The organism is Neobacillus rhizosphaerae (assembly GCF_050477885.1).
Taxonomy (GTDB): domain Bacteria; phylum Bacillota; class Bacilli; order Bacillales; family Cytobacillaceae; genus Neobacillus; species Neobacillus rhizosphaerae_A.
Window position 1 is genome coordinate 13967 of sequence record NZ_JBCNAC010000028.1, and the last position, 21306, is coordinate 35272.

Consider the following 21306-nt stretch of genomic DNA (forward strand, 5'->3'; position numbering starts at 1 on the left):
CAGGTCAGATTATAAGCTGACCTGCTTTTTATTTTTCGAAAAATGGGATATTTAGACACTTATGGTATATAATTGTGAAAATGATTTTCGAGGAAGGGGTTTAATATGCAAACCTATACAAGCCGCAACGAAGTACCCGTTTATGAGAAGTGGAATCTTGCAGATATCTATACGAATATAAGTAATTGGGAAGAAGAGTATCAATTAGTTGAACAAATAGCTTTACAATTGAATGAGTATGACGGAAATATTCATGATGGCCCCACCTTGTATAAGTATCTTCAACAAAGAGAGGTTTTATCGTTTCATTTTAATAAGTTGTACGCTTTTGCCATGTTATTAGTGGATGAAAACACAAGGGATACAAATGCCCAATCTCTTTTAGAGCGGGCGAAACAACTTAGCGTGAAGGTTAGCTCGTCCACCTCATTCTTTATGCCCTATTTATTAAGCTTAGATGAGAAAACTTTAAAAAGATACATTGAAGGAGAAGAAAAGCTTGAATACTTTGCAGAGGATTTATGGGAATCCTTTCGTTATAAGAAACATGTGCTTAGTAAGGAAAGGGAAGAACTACTATCACAATTAGGTGATGCATTGTCTGTTCCTAGTCATACGTTTGGGATGATGAATAACGCTGACATAAAGTTCGGGGACGTGACAAATGACAATGGGGAACGTGTGGAGTTAACTAGGGGAATGTACGCAAAGCTCATTGAGAATGAAAATCGAGAGAAGCGAAGAGAAGCTTATAAGGCATATTATCAGCCGTATGTTCAATTAAAAAACTCTATTGCATCAACTCTTGCAGCTGCCATAAAAAATAATGTTACTTTAGCTAAAATACGACAATATCCATCTGCACTTGAAAAATCTTTATTTGGTGATAAAGTTCCGAAGGACGTATATGAGAACTTAATTCAAACAACAAAAAAGAATATTGCCCCATTGCATCGATATACACAAATCCGTAAGGAGAAATTAAAGTTAGATGAAATTCGCCAATACGATATGAGTGTTCCACTCGTAAGTGGAGTGAAGCAAGTAATCTCATATGAGGAAGCTTATGACACCATGTGTAAGGCATTAGCTCCTCTCGGAGAGGAATATATTCAAATTCTTAAGGAGTTTAAGGATGCTAGATATATCGATGTTCGGGAAACGCCTGGTAAACGATCAGGCGCCTACAATTTAGGTGTTTATGGAGTGCATCCGTTTATCCTTTTGAATCATCAGGATGATTTGGATAGTTTATTTACCTTAGTGCATGAATGCGGTCACGGAGTACACAGCAGACTAAGTTCCGAGCATCAGCCACAAATAACAGCGAGATATAGCATTTTTGTAGCAGAGGTAGCTTCCACAGTTAATGAAGTGCTATTAATTAATTATTTATTGAAAAATGAGGAGAATGTAGAGGCTCGCAAACATTTACTCAATCATTTTATTGATCAATACAAGGGTACTTTCTTTACACAAGTGATGTTTGCTGAGTTTGAAAAGATAACCCATGAGAAGGCAGAAAAAGGGACACCGCTTAATGTTGAGGTATTTAATCAAACTTACGAAAGCTTGTTTAGAGAATACAATGGGAATGAACTTGTATTTGATGAGGAAGTAAAATATGGATGGTCAAGAATACCCCATTTCTATCGTCCTTTTTATGTTTATAAGTACGCAACTGGTTTTGCTTCAGCGATTCATTTGGCAACTAGGATTCTCGAAGGTGATGAGGATACACTTCAATCCTACCTGGAATTTTTAAAGAGTGGCAGTTCCGATTATCCTTTAGAGTTAATGAAGAAGACTGGTGTAGATTTGACGTCACCCTATCCAATTGAAAACTCATTAAAGAAATTTGAAGAATTAGTTGAAGAGTTCTCCAAACTGTAAATTTACCAAAAACCGTGATTCTTCCTTTTACTAGGGGATCATGGTTTTTTTTTGATAGAGTATTGTAAGAATTTGTTATAGAATTAAGAAAGTTAGAAAAATATTAAAGGGGTTAATTGCATTTATGAATGAAGAGACAGATAAAAAAGGGACAGAAACCAGATTAGTGCGCCATCGATCGCCAAAAAAAAGACGGAATATTATCCTCATGATCCTCTTAGTTTTTATTGCTTCCGCTGGAGCGTATTATTTCATGGGCATAAACTCAGAACAAGCTTCTACAAAATTAGTGAAAAAAGAATCAATATCTACGGAGCAGAATACAAAAGCAAAGGCGAAAGAAGAAACCAAACAGGAAGAAAAGAAAGAAGATAACCAGACTGCTACTCCAGAACCAGTTACAGAAACTAGTATTAAAATTAGTGCAGCCGGTGATTTTACGCTTGGAACAGATGAAAGCTTTACTTATAGCGATTCCTTCGTCAAGACCGCCTCTGCAAACGGTTTAGCTTATTTTGTAAAAGGGTTAAATGATATTTTTAAGAACGACGACCTCACAACTGTTAATCTAGAAACAACCTTAACAAATGCCACTCAAAAAGCACAAAAGACTTTCCGCTTTAAAGGTGACCCATCGTACGCACAAATTTTAGAGCTTGGAGGGATTGAAGCTGTCAATCTAGCAAACAATCATATCCATGATTATCTTGAGAAAGGGTATTCTGATACCATTAATACATTGAAAAGTCAAAAAATCGGTTATTTTGGATACGATCATCAATTTATTACCACGGTTAAAGGCGTGAAAATTGGGGCTTTAGGATATGAAGGCTGGAATGATACAGCAGAAGTTCGCAATAGAACGGCTCAGGATATTAAAAACCTAAGGGATCAGGGTGTCCAGATAATTCTTGTCCATTATCATTGGGGAAACGAGGGGCATTACGTACCAGAAGGGTCACAGCAATCATTAGCTCATTTTACCATCGATAGTGGTGCGGATTTGGTATTGGGTCATCATCCACATGTTGTGCAAGGTATAGAAGAGTATAAAGGTAAGTTTATTGTCTATAGTCTTGGGAATTTCATGTTTGGTGGGAATAGAAACCCTAAAGATAAGGACACATTTGTGTTTCAACAAACGTTTCATTTGAAGAATGGGTTACTTACAGACAAAAAGGAAATTAATATCGTTCCATTTTCTATTTCATCGGTTTCTTCAAGGAATAACTATCAACCAACTTTATTAACGGGTACTGAGCACGACCGTGTTAAGAACAAGATAATTAATGCTTCAAATAAAATTAATGGCTCTGAATGGTTAGTATATGAAAATAAAGACCAGGTTGCAAAAAAGTAAAGAGTTAAGGCTATATAAATTCAGATTTGCCATTTCATTCTAGGAGGGTTCAAATTGGATACAAAGTTTAATAAACCAAAAGGATTTGGTGAAATTCTTGATCATACCTTTAGCTTAAGTAAAAGCCGCTTTAAGGACTTTTTCCGTATTCTACTATTGTTAATGGGACCTTTATATTTACTAGAAGCTATAGTCCAGTTAGCTTCTGGAACAAGTTTTTTTAGAGCAGTTGGTACAGGTGGTGCTTGGTATGAACAGATGCTATCTAGCTTTGAAGAAACAGGAACATTTGATTCAAGCAGTTTGGGAGCAGACGTTGGCGTGATCTTGGTGGGCCTAATTAGCCTCATATTAGGTCCGGTGGCTGAGGCAGCTATTCTTTTTGCAATTGATCATGTACGAAAAAATGAAGAATATACGGTTGGTACTGTCATTAAACAGGCCTTTTCCCGATTTTGGCCGATGATTGGAAGTAGTATTTTATTTGGATTAATCGTTTTTGCTATTATCTTAGTTCCGATTATTATCATTACTTTAATAGTAGTTATTGGCGTTGAAATCCATCCTGTAATAAGTATTCTAGGTGCCATCTTATTGTTTTTGGGATGTGCAGTTGCAGTTGGGCTGCTTTTGACCCGTTGGAGCTTTTATTTCGGTTCTGTGGTATTAGATAAAGAATCACCAGGTATGGCTAGAAGCTGGAGACTTACGAAAAAAAGAACATGGCCATTAATGGGGCTATATATCGTTTTTTATTTGATTATTTCAAGTATCGGTTTCGCCGTTCAAATGACGTTTGGAATTATTTTAGGGAATAGTGTGCTATTAAGTATTATTTCAAATATTGCTACACTATTTACAACCTTGATTTTTTCAGTTGGCTATGGTGTTATGTATCTTGATTTAAAGCTCAGACATGATGCTGATGATTTAAAAGAAATGATTGATGATTATAACCTGGTAAAGTAAATACCTAAAGTAAGCTAGGTGATGAAAATGCTTGATCCAAGCAAAGCTCGTGACACGTTAGAAAATATATTAAACCGTAAGGAATATAGGGTCTACCAAGATGGTACCAAAGGATTGTTAGAGACCTGGTGGGAAAAAGCAAAGGAATGGGTCGCGGACCGATTGTCTAAGCTGTTTCCTTCCATGGAATCAGCAAGCAGCGCTTCAGGACCAGTTCTTATTGGTATTATCGTAGTAGTTGTTCTTTTTTTGTTAATTTTTACATTTTTTATGGTTCGTAACATTAGACGGAACCGGACGTTTCGAGAGAAAAAACCTCTGCAATCATTAAAGGAAATGAATTGGTCCTATCAAAAACATATAGAAGAGGCGAAAAAACAGGAAGAACAGGGAGAATACACACTTTCAACCCGTCATTTATTTTTGGCCTTACTTTTATATCTCCATGATAAGGAATGGCTTGAAGCGAGGATATGGAAAACAAATTGGGAGTATTATGAAGAACTTCGGAAAATACATCAATTTCGGGCAGACCAATTTTTCCTCCTAGCCAATTTTTTTGATGAAGTGACTTATGGTGAAAGAAAAGTGAGCAAAGAAGAATATAGAAATTTTTCGATAGAAATTAACAAGTGGCTTGCTGAACATGAAGTTGAACACCTAAGAGAAAGGAGATAGGAGAGCTTTGAGAAAACTTCCATCAATTAGCCGTTCATGGATTGGGCTGACTGTTTTACTCTTTTTATTTATTCTTATAAGTTTTTTCATTTTTTCGCAAAAGCCAAAGAGTTATCCAAGTTACGTTTCTGACTCTCCTGCTCCAACCGGTGTGAAAGCATTTTATACATATGTAAAGAATGAAATAGGAGGTAAAACCTGGTCCTATTCTCCTGACATACTGCCAAAAGGAGAAAGCAATCAACTTCTTGTAATGGTCGAACCATTTTTTACTCCCGATCAAAAAGAAACGAAAGCGTATGTAGATTTTATGGAAGCTGGAAATACCATTTTATTGTTTAAAAACAATCCTAAAGGAATGTTTGATATAAACACTGGACCAGAAGAGTCTCCTGGAACATCACAGGATGTATCGAATTTGAATAATCAAAATCATATCTCCTTTAAAGCAGAGATAAACTCATTTATTCGATTAGATCCCACCGATAAGGATCAGCTTTTACTAAAAGATGCTGCAGGTACTGTTGCACTAAAACGAACATATGGACAAGGTCAGTTGATTGTAACTATTGCCCCTGAATGGATAACAAATGGACAGCTATTAAAACATGATCATTTGCCAATTATTTTAAGTCTACTAGATGAAGGTAAACCTCAAAAAATCTTGTTTGATGAATACCTGCATACTGGCAAGAGTACAGCTGGCCAATTAGCGGTATATCCAATGTGGTTCTTAATAATGCTGTTTCAAGGCATTCTCATCATTATTCTATGGCTATGGAATAAAGGAAAACGCTTTGGACCTATTTTTACCCCAAGAGAAGAATCCGTTCGATTTAGTGATGAGGGAATCCAAGCCTTGACCGCTTGGTATTTACGGGGCAGAAGGTATCAGGATTCCATTAGGATTCAGGCTGATTATGTGAAACACATGCTACAGGAACATTGGCGGATCCCCTATAGCAAAGAGTGGAGGGATTCCATCAGTTTGTTGGAGAAGAAATGGAAGCTAATGCCGAGTAGTGAGATTCATTCCTTTATAAACGGATTAGAAATAATATTAGAAAAAGAAAAGATTAGTCAACAAGAATACTTGCTTTGGTCTAAAAAGCTAGATCGATTAAGGAAAGAGGTGAATGAGGGATGAAAACTGTTTTAACATCCTTCTTAGAAAAATATGAGGAACGGATTTTAGGTCAAGGACTCAATCTAAGACTCTTATTGTCAGCTATATTAGCTGGAGGACATGTCTTACTAGAAGGAGTTCCAGGTACTGGTAAAACACAAATGGTAAGGACACTGGCGAGTTTCCTTGGAGGAAACTTTAATAGGATTCAATTTACACCTGATTTGCTTCCAAGTGATATTACTGGAAGTACCATTTACAACATGAAAGAAAGTGCGTTTCAAACACTTAAGGGACCTATTTTTACAAATATTCTCCTTGCAGATGAAATTAATCGCACACCTGCAAAGACACAGGCAGCTTTATTAGAAGCGATGGAAGAAAAACAAGTGACGATTCAAGGTGAAACGTATCCATTGCCGGAAGTGTTTTTTGTCGTCGCCACCCAAAATCCAATTGAATTTGAAGGTACATACCCTCTACCAGAAGCACAGCAGGACCGCTTCCTATTCAAACTACAAATTAACTTCCCGTCGTTTGAGGAGGAAAAGAAGGTATTACAACAAGTGATTGAAAAGCGTTTTACTGAAAATCAAGTAGAATCCTTCTTAGATATGAATACTTTTCAAACGATTAGACAGGAAATTGAGCGAGTGACAGTAGGAGAAAATGTCTTAGATTATATTATGCAGATTGTAAGGAGATCACGGGAGTCAGATTCCATCCGTTTTGGGGCAAGCACGCGTGCAGGAATATCAATAGGGAAGGCAGCGCAGGCTTGGGCATACATACATGGCCGGAATTACGTAACACCTGATGATATCAAAATGGTTGCAAAGCCAGCTTTAAGACACCGGGTACAGTTATCTCCACATGTGGAATTGGAGGGAGCAAACGTTGACCAAATCATTGAAGAGCTTGTGGGGTCGGTTCCTGTTCCAAGATAGAGGGATTCTTCCAACGAAAAGGTTCATGCTTATTGCCATGATCCTATCAATTCTGTTGGTAATTGGCAGCGTATTAGAAATATCATGGGTATCTATTATTACGGTTGATATTATGATGATAGTAGCGAGTTTCCTTGATTTGTTTTTTTCTCCTAAAAAGGCACAATTAACTTTTAAACGATCTTTACCGGAGGAGTTAGAAAGAGGCTTGAATTATAAGACAGTGATCGAGGTAACAAATACATCAGGCTGGTCTCTTACCTATCGAATAATTGATGGTTTGCCACAATCATTCAACACATCGTTTCCCCTCTTGGGTGAGATACCAAGAAAATCTACTGTACAGGTAACCTATGAAATGACTGCCACAAAAAGAGGGAATTATGATATTTCTAAACTATATTTTCGATATAAAAGTTTCCTTGGATTATGGGAGAAACAGAGCACTCTAGAGATTAAAGATTCAGTAAAAGTGATACCAGATCTAACAGAGACAAAGCAGTATTTAGCCAATGCACAAAGGTTTCTTGTCAATGAGGGTTTGCAAATTCGTAAACATCGAAGTGGTGTGGGTGATTTTTCAAAAATAAGAAGTTATGTAGTAGGCGATGACCCTCGGAAAATAAATTGGCGCCAAACTGCAAAGCTACAGGAAGTTATGACAAATGATTATGAACCAGAGCACGGAAAGTATATTACTTTATTAATTGATTGTGGACGAATGATGGGAGCAGAACTCAAAAAGGGAAATCGGTTAGAAAAATCCTTAGAAGCTGCGTTAACTGTAGCGGCGGCGGCTCTACAAAAAGGCGATTATGTTTCTGTCCTTGCTTTTTCAAAAAAGATAAAGGTTTTTGTGCCTCCTGCCAAGGGGATGGCTCATTTACAGGTGATTCTTAAGGCCGTCTATAATATAAATGTCGACGCAACAGAATCTAATTATGCTTCAGTACTACAGTACTTAGAAACGGTACAAAAGAAACGAAGTCTCTTGCTTTTATTTAGTGATGTGCGCACCTTTCTTCATGAGGAGAGTGCACTTACTTACTTAAAGCGTCTTAGACAACGACATATGTTTTTAATGGTAGGTATTGAAGATGAGACCCTATTAAAAAGAAGGAATGAAGAACCAAAGGATGTACATGCTGCCATGGTAAAAAGTATGGCCCAACAACAGTTACTTTTTAAGAAGCGGGAGAAAATCAAGTGGGAAAAGCAGGGCCTCCAAATGATTGAGGCCCTAGAGGAGAAATTGGCGATTACTGTAGTATCTCAGTATATCGACATTATGAATCAAAACCTTTTGTAGGCTCATTTTTTATAAGTAACAGCTTACCAATAACAACATATAGAACTAAACTGAGCACAGTTAAACAAGCAACAATATACTTAGCTTCTAATGAGATGGCTGCTGGTGTGATAAAGCCCTCGATTAATCCAGCAATAACAAATAATGGGATTGTTCCAAGAAGTAGCTGAACAGACCGAATCGCTTGTTGTTTTAATTGAAAGCCCCTTGAAAAGTGGCCAGGAACAAAGAGCTTATAGCCCATTAACAATCCTGCTCCGCCGGCAATAAAAATAGCTGTAAGCTCAATCATTCCATGTGGAACGATATAGGCCCAAAAATCATAGGACTTATTGTGATGCCAAAAAAGTGCGGCGAGTGACCCAATGATGATGCCATTATAGACAAGTAAATAAACCGTCAACAGACCAAATGTGATTCCCCCTGCAAAGGCTAAAATGGCCACCTTGATATTATTCGTCATAATGCTTGCTGACATTAGCGAGGAATCAACTGCACCATTTCTATTTCCAAGTTGTTCAGGGTCAACTCCTTGAGCAATTTCTGCAGGGAGAATGGAATAAATATGTAAGGGATCATTCAATACGGATAGAAAGCTGCCTATAGCACCGATGGTAAAAAGAATCATGGCAGTGACAACAAATCTCCATTGTTCGATTAATAATCCAATAAACTTCGTGCTGAAAAAATAACGAATTTGCTTCATACTCGATACTTGATCCTTATACATAAGGTTATGTGATTTTGCAACTAGTCCGTTTAGGTAAAAGGTAACATCATCATCAGGAAAGTATGTTTGACTATACGAAAGATTTTGAGCAGCTTTTTGATAAAGCCGATGGAATTGAATAATGGTATCACCGGTAATACTTTTTCTGCTTTTATTTAGGGAAGTGACCAATAGCTCTAGCTGATTCCACTCATCACGGTGCTTTTTAACAAATTGTTTAACATTCATATTGACACCTTCTTGGTTTGGCATTTAGTAAACTTTTCATTCTATTAAAACTTTCTTATCCACCTAATTATAGTAATTTTGTTAGTAAATTGAAACAACTAAAGAAATATTCTAGATAGAGATGGGGGATTCCTGTTGAATGAAGACCATTTAGATATAAAAACACCTGAATACGTATCCCTTCAGTTTCAGCTTGCAGGTTTGGGAAGCAGGGCAGCAGCCTTTATCATTGATCAATTATTATTAATGACCATCAATGTCATCATTTTAGTGGTCCTTTTTGTAGTTATGAGCGGAATGTCATCCTTGTCGTTTTATATTATGGATAATTCAATTCCTCTTGCTATTACAATTATTCTCCTGTTTATATTGAATGGGGGTTACTTCTTCGCTTTTGAGTTCTTTTCAGGTGGACGGACGATTGGAAAGAAATTAATTGGGATTCGAGTCATTCAGGAAACTGGCCACAGTATCACCTTACTTTCGAGCTTTATTCGAAACCTGATGCGCATTGTTGATTCACTGCCAGTTAGCTATTTTCTTGGTATGATCATGATTTTTTTCCATTCCAAACATAAAAGGCTTGGAGATATTGTTGCGGGGACCATGGTAGTTCATGAGCGGAAAGCAAAAATGAAAAGAAAACTTTCACCCATTGAGAAGGAAATACAAGCCAGAGGATTAACAGTAAATGACCTGTCCATTGATGATTGGTCATTGAAATCTTTAGGTATGAAGGAATGGAAACTAATCAGTACATACTCCCGCCGATTTCATCAGTTATCGTTGAATGATAGGCGTGATTTAACAAAACAAATTGCAGATATTCTATTACCCAAAATCAAGTTTGAGACAGAGGGGAAAACGGAAGAGGAGTTAGAAAATATGCTTCTTGTCCTTTATTTGATTCTGAAGGATGAATGGGAGTTTGAACTATAAAAAAAGGGATAGAAAAACCTCGGCATATGTGAACCTGCCGAGGTTTTTTAACTGTTTATTCAGTTGCTTCCTGCCCATGTATGTTTGCTTGAAGCTCGTTTTCTTCTGTTAGTTCTTTATCTCTCTTAATACGACCTTTTCCTACAGATAACGCGACTAAAATTCCAATCGAAATAAAGATAAGACCTGTTAAGAATACTGTTGTAAACGATTCTGACCATGCAGTTTGAATACCATGAATAACCATCTTTTGAATGTCACTTGGCAATTTTAACAAACCCGGGTTGATCAATAAACCAAATAATACATCCGTTTTTTCAGAAAGCTTGGTTAATGCAGCCTGGGCGATTGGATTATCTGCATTATTTGCCGCTTCAACCATTTTTGTTCCTAATGAATGATTCATAACAGAATTCAAAATGGTGATTCCGATAGTGCCACCAATCGAACGGAAGAAGGTGGACGCCGAAGTAACTGTTCCGAGCTGAGATTTTGGAAATTCATTCTGAATAGCAATCATCAATGTTGGCATGACTAGACCCATACCTAACCCCAGAACAACCATATATGCATAGGCAGTAAACTCACTAGATTCAAGTCCCATCGTACTCATTAAAAAGAACCCAGCAGATGCTAGTAACATACCAGCTGTTAACACCGTACGGAAAGTGAATCTAAGGAGCAGTTGTCCGCCTAGGATACTCGCAGCGATCATGGCGATCATCATAGGTGTCATAGTCGAGCCCGCTTGAGTTGGAGAAACACCTAAAATTCCTTGCATAAACATTGGAACGAACATGATTGCTCCAAACATTCCAAGACCTAACAAGAATCCTAACCCATTCATCGTTGCAAAAATTCTATTTTTAAACAAAGAAAGATCTAAAATTGGTTCTTCCGCTTTTTTCTCAATAAAGCCAAAGAGAATAAACAGTACAATGCTTCCGCCAAAAATCAAGTAAGATTTCGTTGACAGCCATTCAAACTTATCTCCGCCAAAGGTTAAACCAAGCAGTAATAAGACAATTGCAGGTATTAAGGTAACAATACCTAAGTAGTCGATACTTACCTTATCCTTTTTCCCAACATTTTCATGTTTCAGTCCAGCAAAAATTAATAAAGCAGACAATAATCCGAAAGGTACATTAATAAGGAATATCCAATGCCAACTGATATGATCCACAATAAGTCCTCCTAGGAAAGGACCAATTACAGAACTTAATCCAAATAGACCGCCAAATATTCCTTGCCATTTTGCACGTTGTTCCGCTGTGAAAATATCACCAATAATCGTTTGTGAAAGTGGCATTATCATCCCACCGCCAAGTCCCTGAAGACCTCGATAAAGTACTAATTGTTCCATTGACGTGGCAGTTGCACATAGACCAGAACCAATAATGAATATAATGGTCCCTAGTAGATAAAGAAAACGCCTGCCATACAGGTCTGATAATTTACCGACAACAGGTACGATTGTTGTCGATGTGATCATATAGGCTGTTGTCACCCAAGCAAAAATTTTAAATCCATTGAGTTCAGCAATAATAGTAGGCATAGCAGTTCCTACAATTGTTTGTTCAAGAGCACTAAAGAACATTCCGATAATTAGTCCAGTAATGACTAATCGTGTATTGATCCCTTTTTGTTGTATTTCCATCTTTTTATCTCCAATCTAGTTGGTTTTATATTGTCATTTATGGCTGACCTCCCAGTCAGAAATTATAACTCTGAATGTCCAGTCAGTCAATAGTATTCATTCCGCGTTTTAAAATCCACCAATTAAAGATTGTAAAAGGAAGAAATCACTCTCACATACCCTTTAAATTCCTCGGTTTCTTTAAAATTGGTGAGCATTCCTTTAATAACCGGTTTTCTAGGATTTTCTCGCTTCATTTCCTCTTCTAATACGTCAAGCGATATTTCTAGTGCTTCTTTATTTTCGAACTGCTCTAATTCATTTCTCATTTTTTGTACGATTTCGCTGATATCGGTACTGCCAAATAGGTCCATGGATTTTTGTATCACCTTTTCCAATTTCTCTTCAGATATAAATGGTTTTTCAGCAGTAATATCCTTTACAATGCTATCCATTCTTCTCATTAGAAATTGGGTTAGACCTTCCAATTCAAATTCAGCTGGTTCAAATATGATTAACCTCATATAGGAATGAAATAGTCCTTCTAATATCATTGATAGATCTGTTGAAAAGGGTTCGATATTTTTTCCATAGATGGATATTAATCCATTTCGAAAAAGCTGGTGTGTTTCAAATTGCTTTTTAAATAATAGCTTTTTGATTTCATCATTTCGAGGTATGGCTTGTTCTTTTGAAAGCATGATAAAAAATTCTTTATGTCCCATGAAGGTCCCCATGAGAGAGGATAGCTGCTTACAAAACCTTTCGCGTGAAGGTAAATCCGAATGTTCGAACTTTAGGATGTTTGAATGAACTGTCTCGAAGATAAACTCAAGTATGGCAAATAATAACTCATCCTTTGATTTAAAGTGTAAATAGAAAGCTCCTTTTGATATACCGCTATCAGTTGCAATTTCCTGAATAGAAGTGGAGGAGAAACCCTTCGTAGCAAAAAGCTTCATTCCTGATTCAATTATTAATTTTTCCTTCTCATTCAAAATAAACCCTCCATATAAACATCATAATACTATATAAAAACAACTTTATTTCTTGACTTATGACTGTCCGGTCAGTAACATTAGTTTTGTTCAATATAGTCAAATGCTAGACGAATTCATTTTAATTGTCAACAACATTACAAATAAGGAGAAATATATGAAAAAAATCATTCAATTTTCATTGAAGAATAAGTTTGCTGTATGGTTATTAACGATTATTGTAACAGTAGCCGGTCTGTATTCAGGTATGAATATGAAGCTTGAAACGATTCCAAATATCAATACACCTCTCGTTACTGTTTTGACCGTCTATCCAGGAGCTACTCCAGAGCAGGTTGCTGAGAAGGTAACAGAACCTATTGAAAGTAGAGTAAAGAATTTAGATGGAGTTTCAGTGGTAAGTTCATCTTCGTTTCAAAATGCTTCTTCCATACAAATAGAATACAATTTTGATAAAGACATGGAAAAGGCCCAAAACGAAGTAAAAGAGGCATTAAATGATCTTACATTACCAGATGGTGTCCAAGCACCAAAAGTATCACGTTTAAGCTTTTCATCCATACCTGTAATGTCATTAAGCATTTCCAATAAAAAACAATCATTAGCTGAATTAACTGATACGGTGGAAAAGAAAATTGTTCCGGAACTTAAAGGAATTGATGGAGTTGGTTCGGTTCAAATCTCTGGTCAGCAAATAGATGAAGTTCAATTAAGATTTGACCAGGATAAATTAAAACAATATGGATTACAGGAAGATACGATTCGCAATTTAATTAAAGCATCTGATATTTCTTTTCCACTCGGTTTGTATACTTTCAAGGATACACAAAAGTCAGTAGTAGTTGATGGAAATATCCAGACGCTTGAAGAGTTAAAGTCTTTAAAAATACCGGTGATTCCATCTTCAGCTGGACAACAGCAAGGGATGACGGGAAATACCTCCCCTACACAAGGGAAACAGCAAAACCCAACTGGTGTACCATCCATGCAAGGGCAAAATACCCCAAAACAGGCTGGTATTCCAACAATTGAATTAAGGGATATCGCTTCGGTTGAAGTGGTTGGTAAAGCAGAGTCCATATCTAAAACCAACGGTAGGGAATCCATTGGATTACAAATTGTAAGTGCGCAAGATGCCAATACAGTCGATGTCGTTAACGCGGTAAAAGACCAACTAAGTGAGTTAGAGAAAAAGATTGATGGCTTAAAGGTTACCCCAATATTTGATCAGGGAAAACCAATCGAAGAATCTGTTTCAACGATGTTGGATAAAGCTATATTTGGTGCTATTTTTGCCATGATTATCATTTTGCTTTTCTTAAGAAACTTCCGAACTACAATTATCTCAGTCGTATCTATTCCGCTATCACTACTTATTGCTGTATTACTGTTAAAACAAATGGATATCACACTTAATATGATGACGCTTGGTGCAATGACCGTTGCAATTGGTCGCGTAATTGACGACTCCATCGTTGTCATTGAAAATATTTTTAGAAGAATGTCCTTACAAAATGAAAAGTTAACTGGTAAAGAACTTATTGTAGAAGCCACAAGAGAAATGTTTATGCCAATTATGTCTTCTACCATTGTTACTATTGCAGTGTTCCTTCCATTAGGTTTAGTTAAGGGACCGATTGGAGAAATGTTCTTGCCATTTGCATTAACCATAGTTTTCTCGCTACTTGCTTCCTTATTAGTAGCAATTACAGTTGTTCCAATGATGGCTCATTCCCTCTTTAAGAAGGGTGTAACCTCAAAACACATTCACGAGGAAGGCAAGCCCAATAAATTAGCTTCAGGATATAGAAAGGTTCTAAGATGGGCGTTAAATCATAAACTTATCACGTCTGGTTTGGCAATATTGATGTTAGTGGGAAGTTTGTTCCTTGTTCCTGTTATTGGAGTGAGCTTTTTACCTTCTGATGAACAGAAAATGATTGTGGCGACCTACAAGCCTGCTCCAGGACAAACAATAGAAGATGTAGAACGAATTGCCACAGAAGCCAATGAATTTTTAAGTAAAAGAAAGAACGTAAAGGATATACAGTTTTCTGTTGGTGGAGAGAATCCAATGAATCCTGGTGAAAGTAATTCTGCCATGTTTTTCGTTGGTTACGATAAAGACACGAAGAATTTTGATAAAGAGACAGAAAATGTTATTAAGGCACTAAAGGATAGAAACGATAAAGGTGAGTGGGGGAAACAAGACTTTTCTGGTATGGGCTCAAGTAACCAACTGGCACTCAATGTTTATGGTGATACGATCGATGACATTAAGCCTATAGTCACCCAGATTGAAAAGATCATGAAGAACAATAACTCACTTACCAACGTAAAAACAGGTATTTCTGCTACGTATGATGAATATACGCTTGTAGCTAATCAAGAAAAGCTTAGTAAACTTGGACTGACAGCAGCCCAAATTGGCATGGAGCTTTCCGCTAATGGACAACGCCAGGTATTAACAACTATAAAAAAAGATAATAAAGAATTAAATGTCTATGTAGATGTGGAGAAGAAGGGATATTCTGATATTCATGAATTAACAGATAAGACTCTAACATCACCACTTGGAGTGACTGTTCCAATCAAAGACGTTGTGGAAATTAAAGAAGGAAATACATCAGATACGATAAAACGTCGAGATGGTCGTATTTATACGAATGTAACGGGTGAGATTAAAACGAAGGATGTAGCAAAAGTTTCAACTGCAGTACAGAAAAAAGTAGATAAGCTTGGCATTCCAGCGAATGTGGATGTTTCAATGGGCGGTGTAACGGAAGATATTAATGATTCTTTCAAACAACTTGGACTTGCGATGCTCGCAGCAATTGCGATTGTTTACTTAGTCCTTGTTATCACATTTGGAGGCGGATTAGCCCCATTTGCTATTCTGTTCTCTCTGCCATTTACAATTATTGGTGGTTTGATTGGGTTACTGATTGCTGGAGAAACCTTGAGCGTATCTGCAATGATAGGCGCACTCATGTTAATAGGAATCGTAGTAACCAATGCGATTGTTTTAATAGACCGTGTCATTCATAAAGAAAATGAAGGTTTATCTACAAGAGATGCTATTATTGAAGCGGCTGGAACGCGTGTTCGCCCGATTCTTATGACTGCTATTGCAACCATTGGTGCCCTTATTCCACTTGCAGTGGGAATTGAAGGTAGCGGTTTAATCACAAAAGGCTTGGGTGTAACTGTAATTGGTGGGTTAACAAGTTCTACCTTACTCACGCTGTTGATTGTTCCGATTGTGTATGAAACATTAATGAAATTGAAGAGAAAAGGGAAGAAACAAGTAGTAAATGAATAAAGGCAACAATAAACAACTCGGCACTCTATCAGAGGCCGAGTTGTTTTATTTCATAAAGAGCTTAATTTTTTGTAGTCCATTTTTAACATTCGGATAGCGAAAGGGGATATCGAATAAGGTCGTTTGCTTAAGGACACTCTTATTATGGGAGAACGTATCAAAATTCCCTTTTCCATGATAAGCACCGATGCCGCTATTTCCCACACCGCCAAATGGCAGGTAAGGTGAGACAAAGTGGTAAACTGTATCGTTCACACATCCTCCACCAAAAGAGACGCTGTTTATAACCTCTTGTTGGAGGTTTTTGCTTTCTGTAAAAATATAAAGGGCGAGCGGTTTTGGGTGACGGTGAATTCCCTCAATCACCTCATGTAAATCACTGTATTCAAGTACGGGAAGGATCGGACCAAAAATTTCATCCTGCATAACCGGATCATCCCAAGTGATTTGAGTAAGAACGGTCGGTTCAATACTTAGTTTGTCTTTATTTGTTTGACCTCCCATAAACTGTTTTCCATTATCTAAGAAGGAAGTTAATCGATCAAAATGACGGTCACTTACAATCCGAGTAAAATTTGGATTATTTATCGGTTGTCTCCCGTATAATTCCAATGTTGTCTCTTTAAATTGTTGAAGGAATTGATCTTTGATATTTTTATGAATGTATAAGTAGTCAGGTGCAATACAGGTTTGTCCGGCATTAGTGAATTTTCCCCAAGCAATTCGTTTGGCAGCAAGTTTTATATTGGCATCTTCGTGTACAATACAAGGGCTCTTACCACCAAGCTCTAATGTAACAGGAATCAAGTTTTTCGCGGCAGCTTCCATAATCACTTTTCCAACAGGGACACTTCCGGTAAAGAAGATATAATCAAATTTCTCCTGCAGCAACGCCTGACTAGTTTCTACACCACCTTGAACAACAGCAACAAACTCCTCAGAGAATAACTCTCTTATCATTTTACCTAGTAATTCAGATGTTTTTGGTGTTAACTCTGAAGGCTTAATAACGGCGCAGTTTCCTGCCGCTATGGCGCCGATTAAAGGTGCTATGGCTAACTGAAACGGATAATTCCATGGAGCGATAATCAACGTTACACCATATGGTTCCGAATAAATGTAGCTAGTTGAACCGATATGGGTGAGCGGTGTTTTCACTCGTTTAGGCTTCACCCAAGAACGTAAATGTTTAATCGTAAATCGTAATTCTTCTAGAACAAAACCAATTTCAGAGGTATAGGCATCGAACTCAGATTTGTTTAAATCTGCTCTAAGTGCTTCCATTAGTTTGTTTTCATTATTTTTAATAGCTGCTCGCAGCTTCTGAAGCGCATCGAGGCGGAAAGCAAGGTCTTTTGTCATTTCCGTTCGAAAGTAAGATTTTTGTTTAGCTACTAGGGAGCTATAGTTTTCCATTTTTCTTCAACCACCTTGCTATATTTGACATTTCAGCAGTAATGAAATGCATGCATCTTATTCCTTAATTTGTTGATAAAGTGTGTCCAAGTCCTCTTTATAAAGAATTTTCGGTACAGGGTAGAGGGGATTGGCTTCCTTCAAAGCTCGATCCACCATCACTGGGATATCATTGTCGATAATTCCGCTGATCTTTTTTGGTATTTCTAATTTTTCGTTCAGTTTCTTTATGGCATCAATGAATTTACGAGCTTTTTGCTCAATGGTATCGTCAGGTTGACTGAGTCCAACTAAATCAGAAAGCTCTGAAAGCGGCTGATAGACCGAATCCCCATAATACTCTAGTACATATGGTAAAATGACGGCATTTGCCAGACCATGCGGTACGGAATAAAAACCACCTAGTGTATGTGCAATTGCATGGACATAACCAACATACGCTCTAGTAAATGCCATTCCTGCCAAATAGGCCGCTTTTTGCATGTTTTTACGTGCCATTATGTTTGTCCCATTGGAATAGGCTTCATACAGATTTTCAAAAATCAACTTTACGGCTTCAATACTGTATTTCTTTGTATCTTTGGTGTTACTTCTCCCGATATAGGCTTCAACCGCATGTGTCAAAGCATCAATTCCCGTTGCGGCAGTGATATGAGGGGGAAGGTTAACCGTTAACAAAGGATCTAATACAGCCACATGTGGGAGGAGAGAAGGATCCATTAATGCATATTTTTCATGCGTCTCACTATTCGATACCACCGCTGCAATGGTGGCTTCACTTCCTGTACCAGCCGTAGTAGGAACGGCAAAAAGGGGCGGCATTTTTTTCAATATCTTCAATATACCTTTCATTTGGGAGATGGTTTTATTAGGTCTAGCCACCCGTGCCCCCACACCTTTCGCGCAATCCATGGGTGAGCCCCCGCCGAAAGCAACAATCCCGCTACAATTGTTAGAGTGATACAATTTTAAAGCTTCCTCGATGTTTTCTATTGTCGGGTTCGGTACGGTTTTGTCAAACATAACGAATTTAATTTTTTCAACACGTAAGGCTTCAAGAAATTTATCTATTAATCCAACAGATACAATACCTTTGTCGGTAACGATTAGAACGCTTTCAATATTTTGATTTTTGATTCGTTGTGGCAATTCATATAAACTGTTTTCACCCTCTAATAATTCAGGCTCCCTCCAGGGTAAGAAGTAGGAGGTAGTTTTCATTACTCCTTGAAAGGATCTGCAATAGACTTTATACATAACATTACCTCGCTTTTATAAAAATATAGGATTGCCTTTTATAGTAGTCTACGAAGTATATGTAAATCTGGAGGATACACAAAAGACCCAAAAAGTGGGTTAAACTTACCCAAAAGACCAAAAAACAAAAGGGTATACAACATATATAACTTGATTATCTGATGATTGTCAAGAGAGTCTTATGAATATAATTAATATTCAGAAAATTATATATATAGAATAAAATTAATTCCAAAATAAAAAAATAGTCAGACAGTGGAGTCCTGACTGACTTACAATAGTAATGAAGGGGAAGTGAGTTATTAGCTTTGCTCGATAAACGCTATCAATAACTGTAGTTCCTCTCCATTTAGTTGATTAACATTATCGAAAAATTGTTGTACCAAGGTGATCATTTCAGGACTTAACTCATCACCGACAGACTGAATGATCATTCCTATAACCGCACCGACGAAAACAGTAAGTTTTAATTTGGTTTCTGGTGACGCATTGACCATGTTGACGGTGAGACTCTTAACAGTTGTTCCTAAGCTATTTAAATATAAAATCAGGACACATAGAAAGTATGCACAAAATTCCAGCTTAACGTCTACTGTTTTCATGCGAGTGATAATATTATGAATCGCATCCATTAAGGGTAGATTTTGATGATTCTCAATTAATTCTGTCATATGGTTTAGAATTGCTTCCCATTCTTCCATATTTGATGTTTCTCTTCGTTCTTTTTGAAACATTTCCTCTGCCATTTCAGTAGGAGAGAAGACCACAACTGAACGCCCTGTTTCATTTTCATTAGTAGAATAGTTTCTTTTTACAAGACCTTGGCTTTCAAGGGTTTTTAGCACATCGTACGCTGTCCATTTACTCACACCAATTGCTTCGGCCACCTCAGAATAATGTACAGGAAGATTGGTTGTATGATATTGTCGGCAAATTTGATCCAAAAATTCACGTCTTCTTTTTGTTAAGATCATTGCAGCAGCCCTCACGATCTGTTTTTCAGTATGTTATTTATAAGATATCAAATATAGGGAGAAAGAAATACTACTTTTTTTCATTCAAAAGAACAATAGTCGACAAAATACAGCGCTAAAGTATAATATGGAAACAGTGCTAGATTTTTAATAGAAAAGAAAAGGTAACGAAGATGAGTATAATAAAGGATTTTTTGCTGCAAATAACGTTCATGGTCATACCCATATTTATTTACTATACATTTATTACTGAGAGGGTAGAGACTGATAAGAATAGAAACTTAATAATGACCATTTTGTGGGGAATATCAATCTTATTTTGCATGTCCTTTCCAGTGAGTTATGGTCAAAATGCTCGATTGGAGTTAAGAATTATTCCTCTTTTATTTGGAGCCTTATACGGCGGATATTGGCCGGGCATCTTTCTATCAGCCCTTATCATTATCTTTCGCCTATATTCTGGGTTCAGTATAGGATTTTATAATACGGTTCTTGTCTTATTATTCTCACTGCCTGTGATATTGTTTTTTCAAAGATCGTTTGCAAGTTCGAAAAAAGATAAAAGGGTTAAAATTGCTGTCAGTCTTTCCTCTTACTACTGTGTGTTTGGCCTTATTTTTTTTGGTATTCTTAGAGGTTTTTCCGCAGAGTATCTTAAAGTACAGATGATTCATCTTATTTTTGTAGTTATAGTTACATGGGTATTCACTTTGTTAATTGAAAATATAAGGGAGATTCACCAGCTGCGGTTAGAGATGCAAAATTCGGAGAAATTACGAGTTATAAGTGAGTTAACCAGTGTTTTTGCTCATGAAATAAGAAATCCGATGCAAGTTACTCGTGGCTTCCTGCAACTTTTAAACGAGCCTGATTTGCCTGATAAAAAGAAAGAATATATCCAATTATCCATTGAAGAATTAGATCGTGCAAATGAAATTATTAATGATTTTTTATCTTTTGGAAAACCTTCCATAAATCATTTCGAAAAAATCGAAGTAGGTTATCAGTTGCAACGAGTAGCAAATATCATTCAAGGTTATGCCAAGAACCATAAGGTAGACGTTAAAACTGATGTTCGTGATAATTGTTGGATATATGCTAATCCTCAAAAATTAAACCAATCTTTGATTAATATTTTAAAAAATGCGATAGAGTCAATGCCGAATGGTGGAAATGTCTGGATTACATGTAATTCTACGAATGATGGATATATAAAGATTATCATTAAAGACCAAGGAATCGGCATGACGAAAGATCAAATTGATAGGCTTGGATCTCCGTTTTATTCTTTAAAGGAAAGTGGAACTGGATTAGGGATGATGGTAAGTTTTCAAATCATCCGTTTATTCAAGGGGAAAATATATGTGAACAGTGAAAAGGATAAGGGGACAGAATTTATTATTCTTTTACCCGAGATAACCTAAGAGCAATGACACGAAATTCCTTGAAACACAGGATTTTTGTGTCATTATTTTTTTGTTCGCTATCATATCGCGCCAGTCGTTTATATCGCATTGGTCAATT

16 protein-coding genes are annotated in these 21306 nt (G+C 36.9%); 10 read left to right on the forward strand and 6 right to left on the reverse strand.

Going from position 1 to position 21306, the window contains the following annotated elements; genetic code table 11:
• The first annotated feature begins 105 nt into the window (after positions 1-105).
• The 7 genes from pepF to ABES03_RS03720 all read left to right on the forward strand — a co-directional run bounded on the left by pepF (position 106) and on the right by ABES03_RS03720 (position 8282).
• Positions 106-1893, forward strand: coding sequence for an oligoendopeptidase F (gene pepF, locus ABES03_RS03690; RefSeq protein ID WP_430115216.1), 1788 nt, complete (start codon positions 106-108; stop codon positions 1891-1893).
• A 253-nt stretch (positions 1894-2146) separates the two neighbouring features.
• The gene (locus tag ABES03_RS03695) at positions 2147-3253 is read left to right on the forward strand and encodes a CapA family protein (RefSeq protein WP_430115346.1); all 1107 of its coding nucleotides are present in this window, start codon (positions 2147-2149) and stop codon (positions 3251-3253) included.
• A gap of 54 nt (positions 3254-3307) precedes the next feature.
• Positions 3308-4222 carry a hypothetical protein gene (locus tag ABES03_RS03700; RefSeq protein ID WP_430115218.1) on the forward strand — a complete coding sequence of 305 codons (915 nt, stop codon included), beginning with the start codon at positions 3308-3310 and terminating at the stop codon, positions 4220-4222.
• 27 nt (positions 4223-4249) lie between these two features.
• Positions 4250-4900, forward strand: coding sequence for a DUF4129 domain-containing protein (locus ABES03_RS03705; protein WP_430115220.1), 651 nt, complete (start codon positions 4250-4252; stop codon positions 4898-4900).
• A 7-nt stretch (positions 4901-4907) separates the two neighbouring features.
• On the forward strand, positions 4908-6047 hold the full coding sequence (locus tag ABES03_RS03710; protein ID WP_430115222.1) for a DUF4350 domain-containing protein: 1140 nt from the start codon (positions 4908-4910) through the stop codon (positions 6045-6047).
• A complete protein-coding gene (locus ABES03_RS03715; protein ID WP_430115224.1) occupies positions 6044-6973 on the forward strand; it encodes an AAA family ATPase in 930 nt (309 codons plus the stop codon). The genes ABES03_RS03710 and ABES03_RS03715 overlap by 4 nt, the downstream gene beginning before the upstream one ends.
• Positions 6924-8282 (forward strand): DUF58 domain-containing protein, encoded by a 1359-nt coding sequence (locus ABES03_RS03720; RefSeq protein ID WP_430115226.1) that lies wholly within the window; start codon positions 6924-6926, stop codon positions 8280-8282. Before ABES03_RS03715 ends, ABES03_RS03720 begins: the two co-directional genes overlap by 50 nt.
• On the opposite strand, the gene ABES03_RS03725 is transcribed toward ABES03_RS03720, so the two are convergent.
• On the reverse strand, positions 8260-9240 hold the full coding sequence (locus ABES03_RS03725; protein ID WP_430115227.1) for a stage II sporulation protein M: 981 nt from the start codon (positions 9238-9240) through the stop codon (positions 8260-8262). The two genes, ABES03_RS03720 and ABES03_RS03725, sit on opposite strands and share 23 nt — an antisense overlap.
• A 135-nt stretch (positions 9241-9375) precedes the next feature.
• Here ABES03_RS03725 and ABES03_RS03730 point away from each other — a divergent pair, with 135 nt between their 5' ends.
• Positions 9376-10179 (forward strand): RDD family protein, encoded by an 804-nt coding sequence (locus tag ABES03_RS03730; protein WP_430115229.1) that lies wholly within the window; start codon positions 9376-9378, stop codon positions 10177-10179.
• 55 nt (positions 10180-10234) lie between these two features.
• Here ABES03_RS03730 and ABES03_RS03735 read toward each other — a convergent pair whose 3' ends face one another.
• Together ABES03_RS03735 and ABES03_RS03740 are read right to left on the reverse strand one after the other, a co-directional pair.
• A complete protein-coding gene (locus tag ABES03_RS03735; RefSeq protein WP_430115230.1) occupies positions 10235-11836 on the reverse strand; it encodes an MDR family MFS transporter in 1602 nt (533 codons plus the stop codon).
• Positions 11837-11958: 122 nt separating this feature from the next.
• The gene (locus ABES03_RS03740) at positions 11959-12813 is read right to left on the reverse strand and encodes a TetR/AcrR family transcriptional regulator (RefSeq protein ID WP_430115233.1); all 855 of its coding nucleotides are present in this window, start codon (positions 12811-12813) and stop codon (positions 11959-11961) included.
• A 157-nt stretch (positions 12814-12970) separates the two neighbouring features.
• Here ABES03_RS03740 and ABES03_RS03745 point away from each other — a divergent pair, with 157 nt between their 5' ends.
• A complete protein-coding gene (locus ABES03_RS03745) occupies positions 12971-16135 on the forward strand; it encodes an efflux RND transporter permease subunit (RefSeq protein WP_430115235.1) in 3165 nt (1054 codons plus the stop codon).
• Between the two features lie 45 nt (positions 16136-16180).
• On the opposite strand, the gene ABES03_RS03750 is transcribed toward ABES03_RS03745, so the two are convergent.
• The 3 genes from ABES03_RS03750 to ABES03_RS03760 form a co-directional block, all read right to left on the reverse strand.
• On the reverse strand, positions 16181-17551 hold the full coding sequence (locus tag ABES03_RS03750) for an aldehyde dehydrogenase (protein WP_430115237.1): 1371 nt from the start codon (positions 17549-17551) through the stop codon (positions 16181-16183).
• A 57-nt stretch (positions 17552-17608) separates the two neighbouring features.
• Positions 17609-18808 carry an iron-containing alcohol dehydrogenase gene (locus ABES03_RS03755; RefSeq protein WP_430115239.1) on the reverse strand — a complete coding sequence of 400 codons (1200 nt, stop codon included), beginning with the start codon at positions 18806-18808 and terminating at the stop codon, positions 17609-17611.
• Between the two features lie 302 nt (positions 18809-19110).
• Positions 19111-19782: a helix-turn-helix domain-containing protein gene (locus ABES03_RS03760; protein ID WP_430115242.1), complete on the reverse strand. Its 672-nt coding sequence runs from the start codon at positions 19780-19782 to the stop codon at positions 19111-19113.
• A 173-nt stretch (positions 19783-19955) separates the two neighbouring features.
• On the opposite strand from ABES03_RS03760, the gene ABES03_RS03765 reads away from it, so the two are divergent.
• Entirely contained in the window at positions 19956-21206 is a 1251-nt protein-coding gene (locus ABES03_RS03765; RefSeq protein WP_430115245.1) for an ATP-binding protein, read from the forward strand.
• Positions 21207-21306 lie beyond the last annotated feature (100 nt).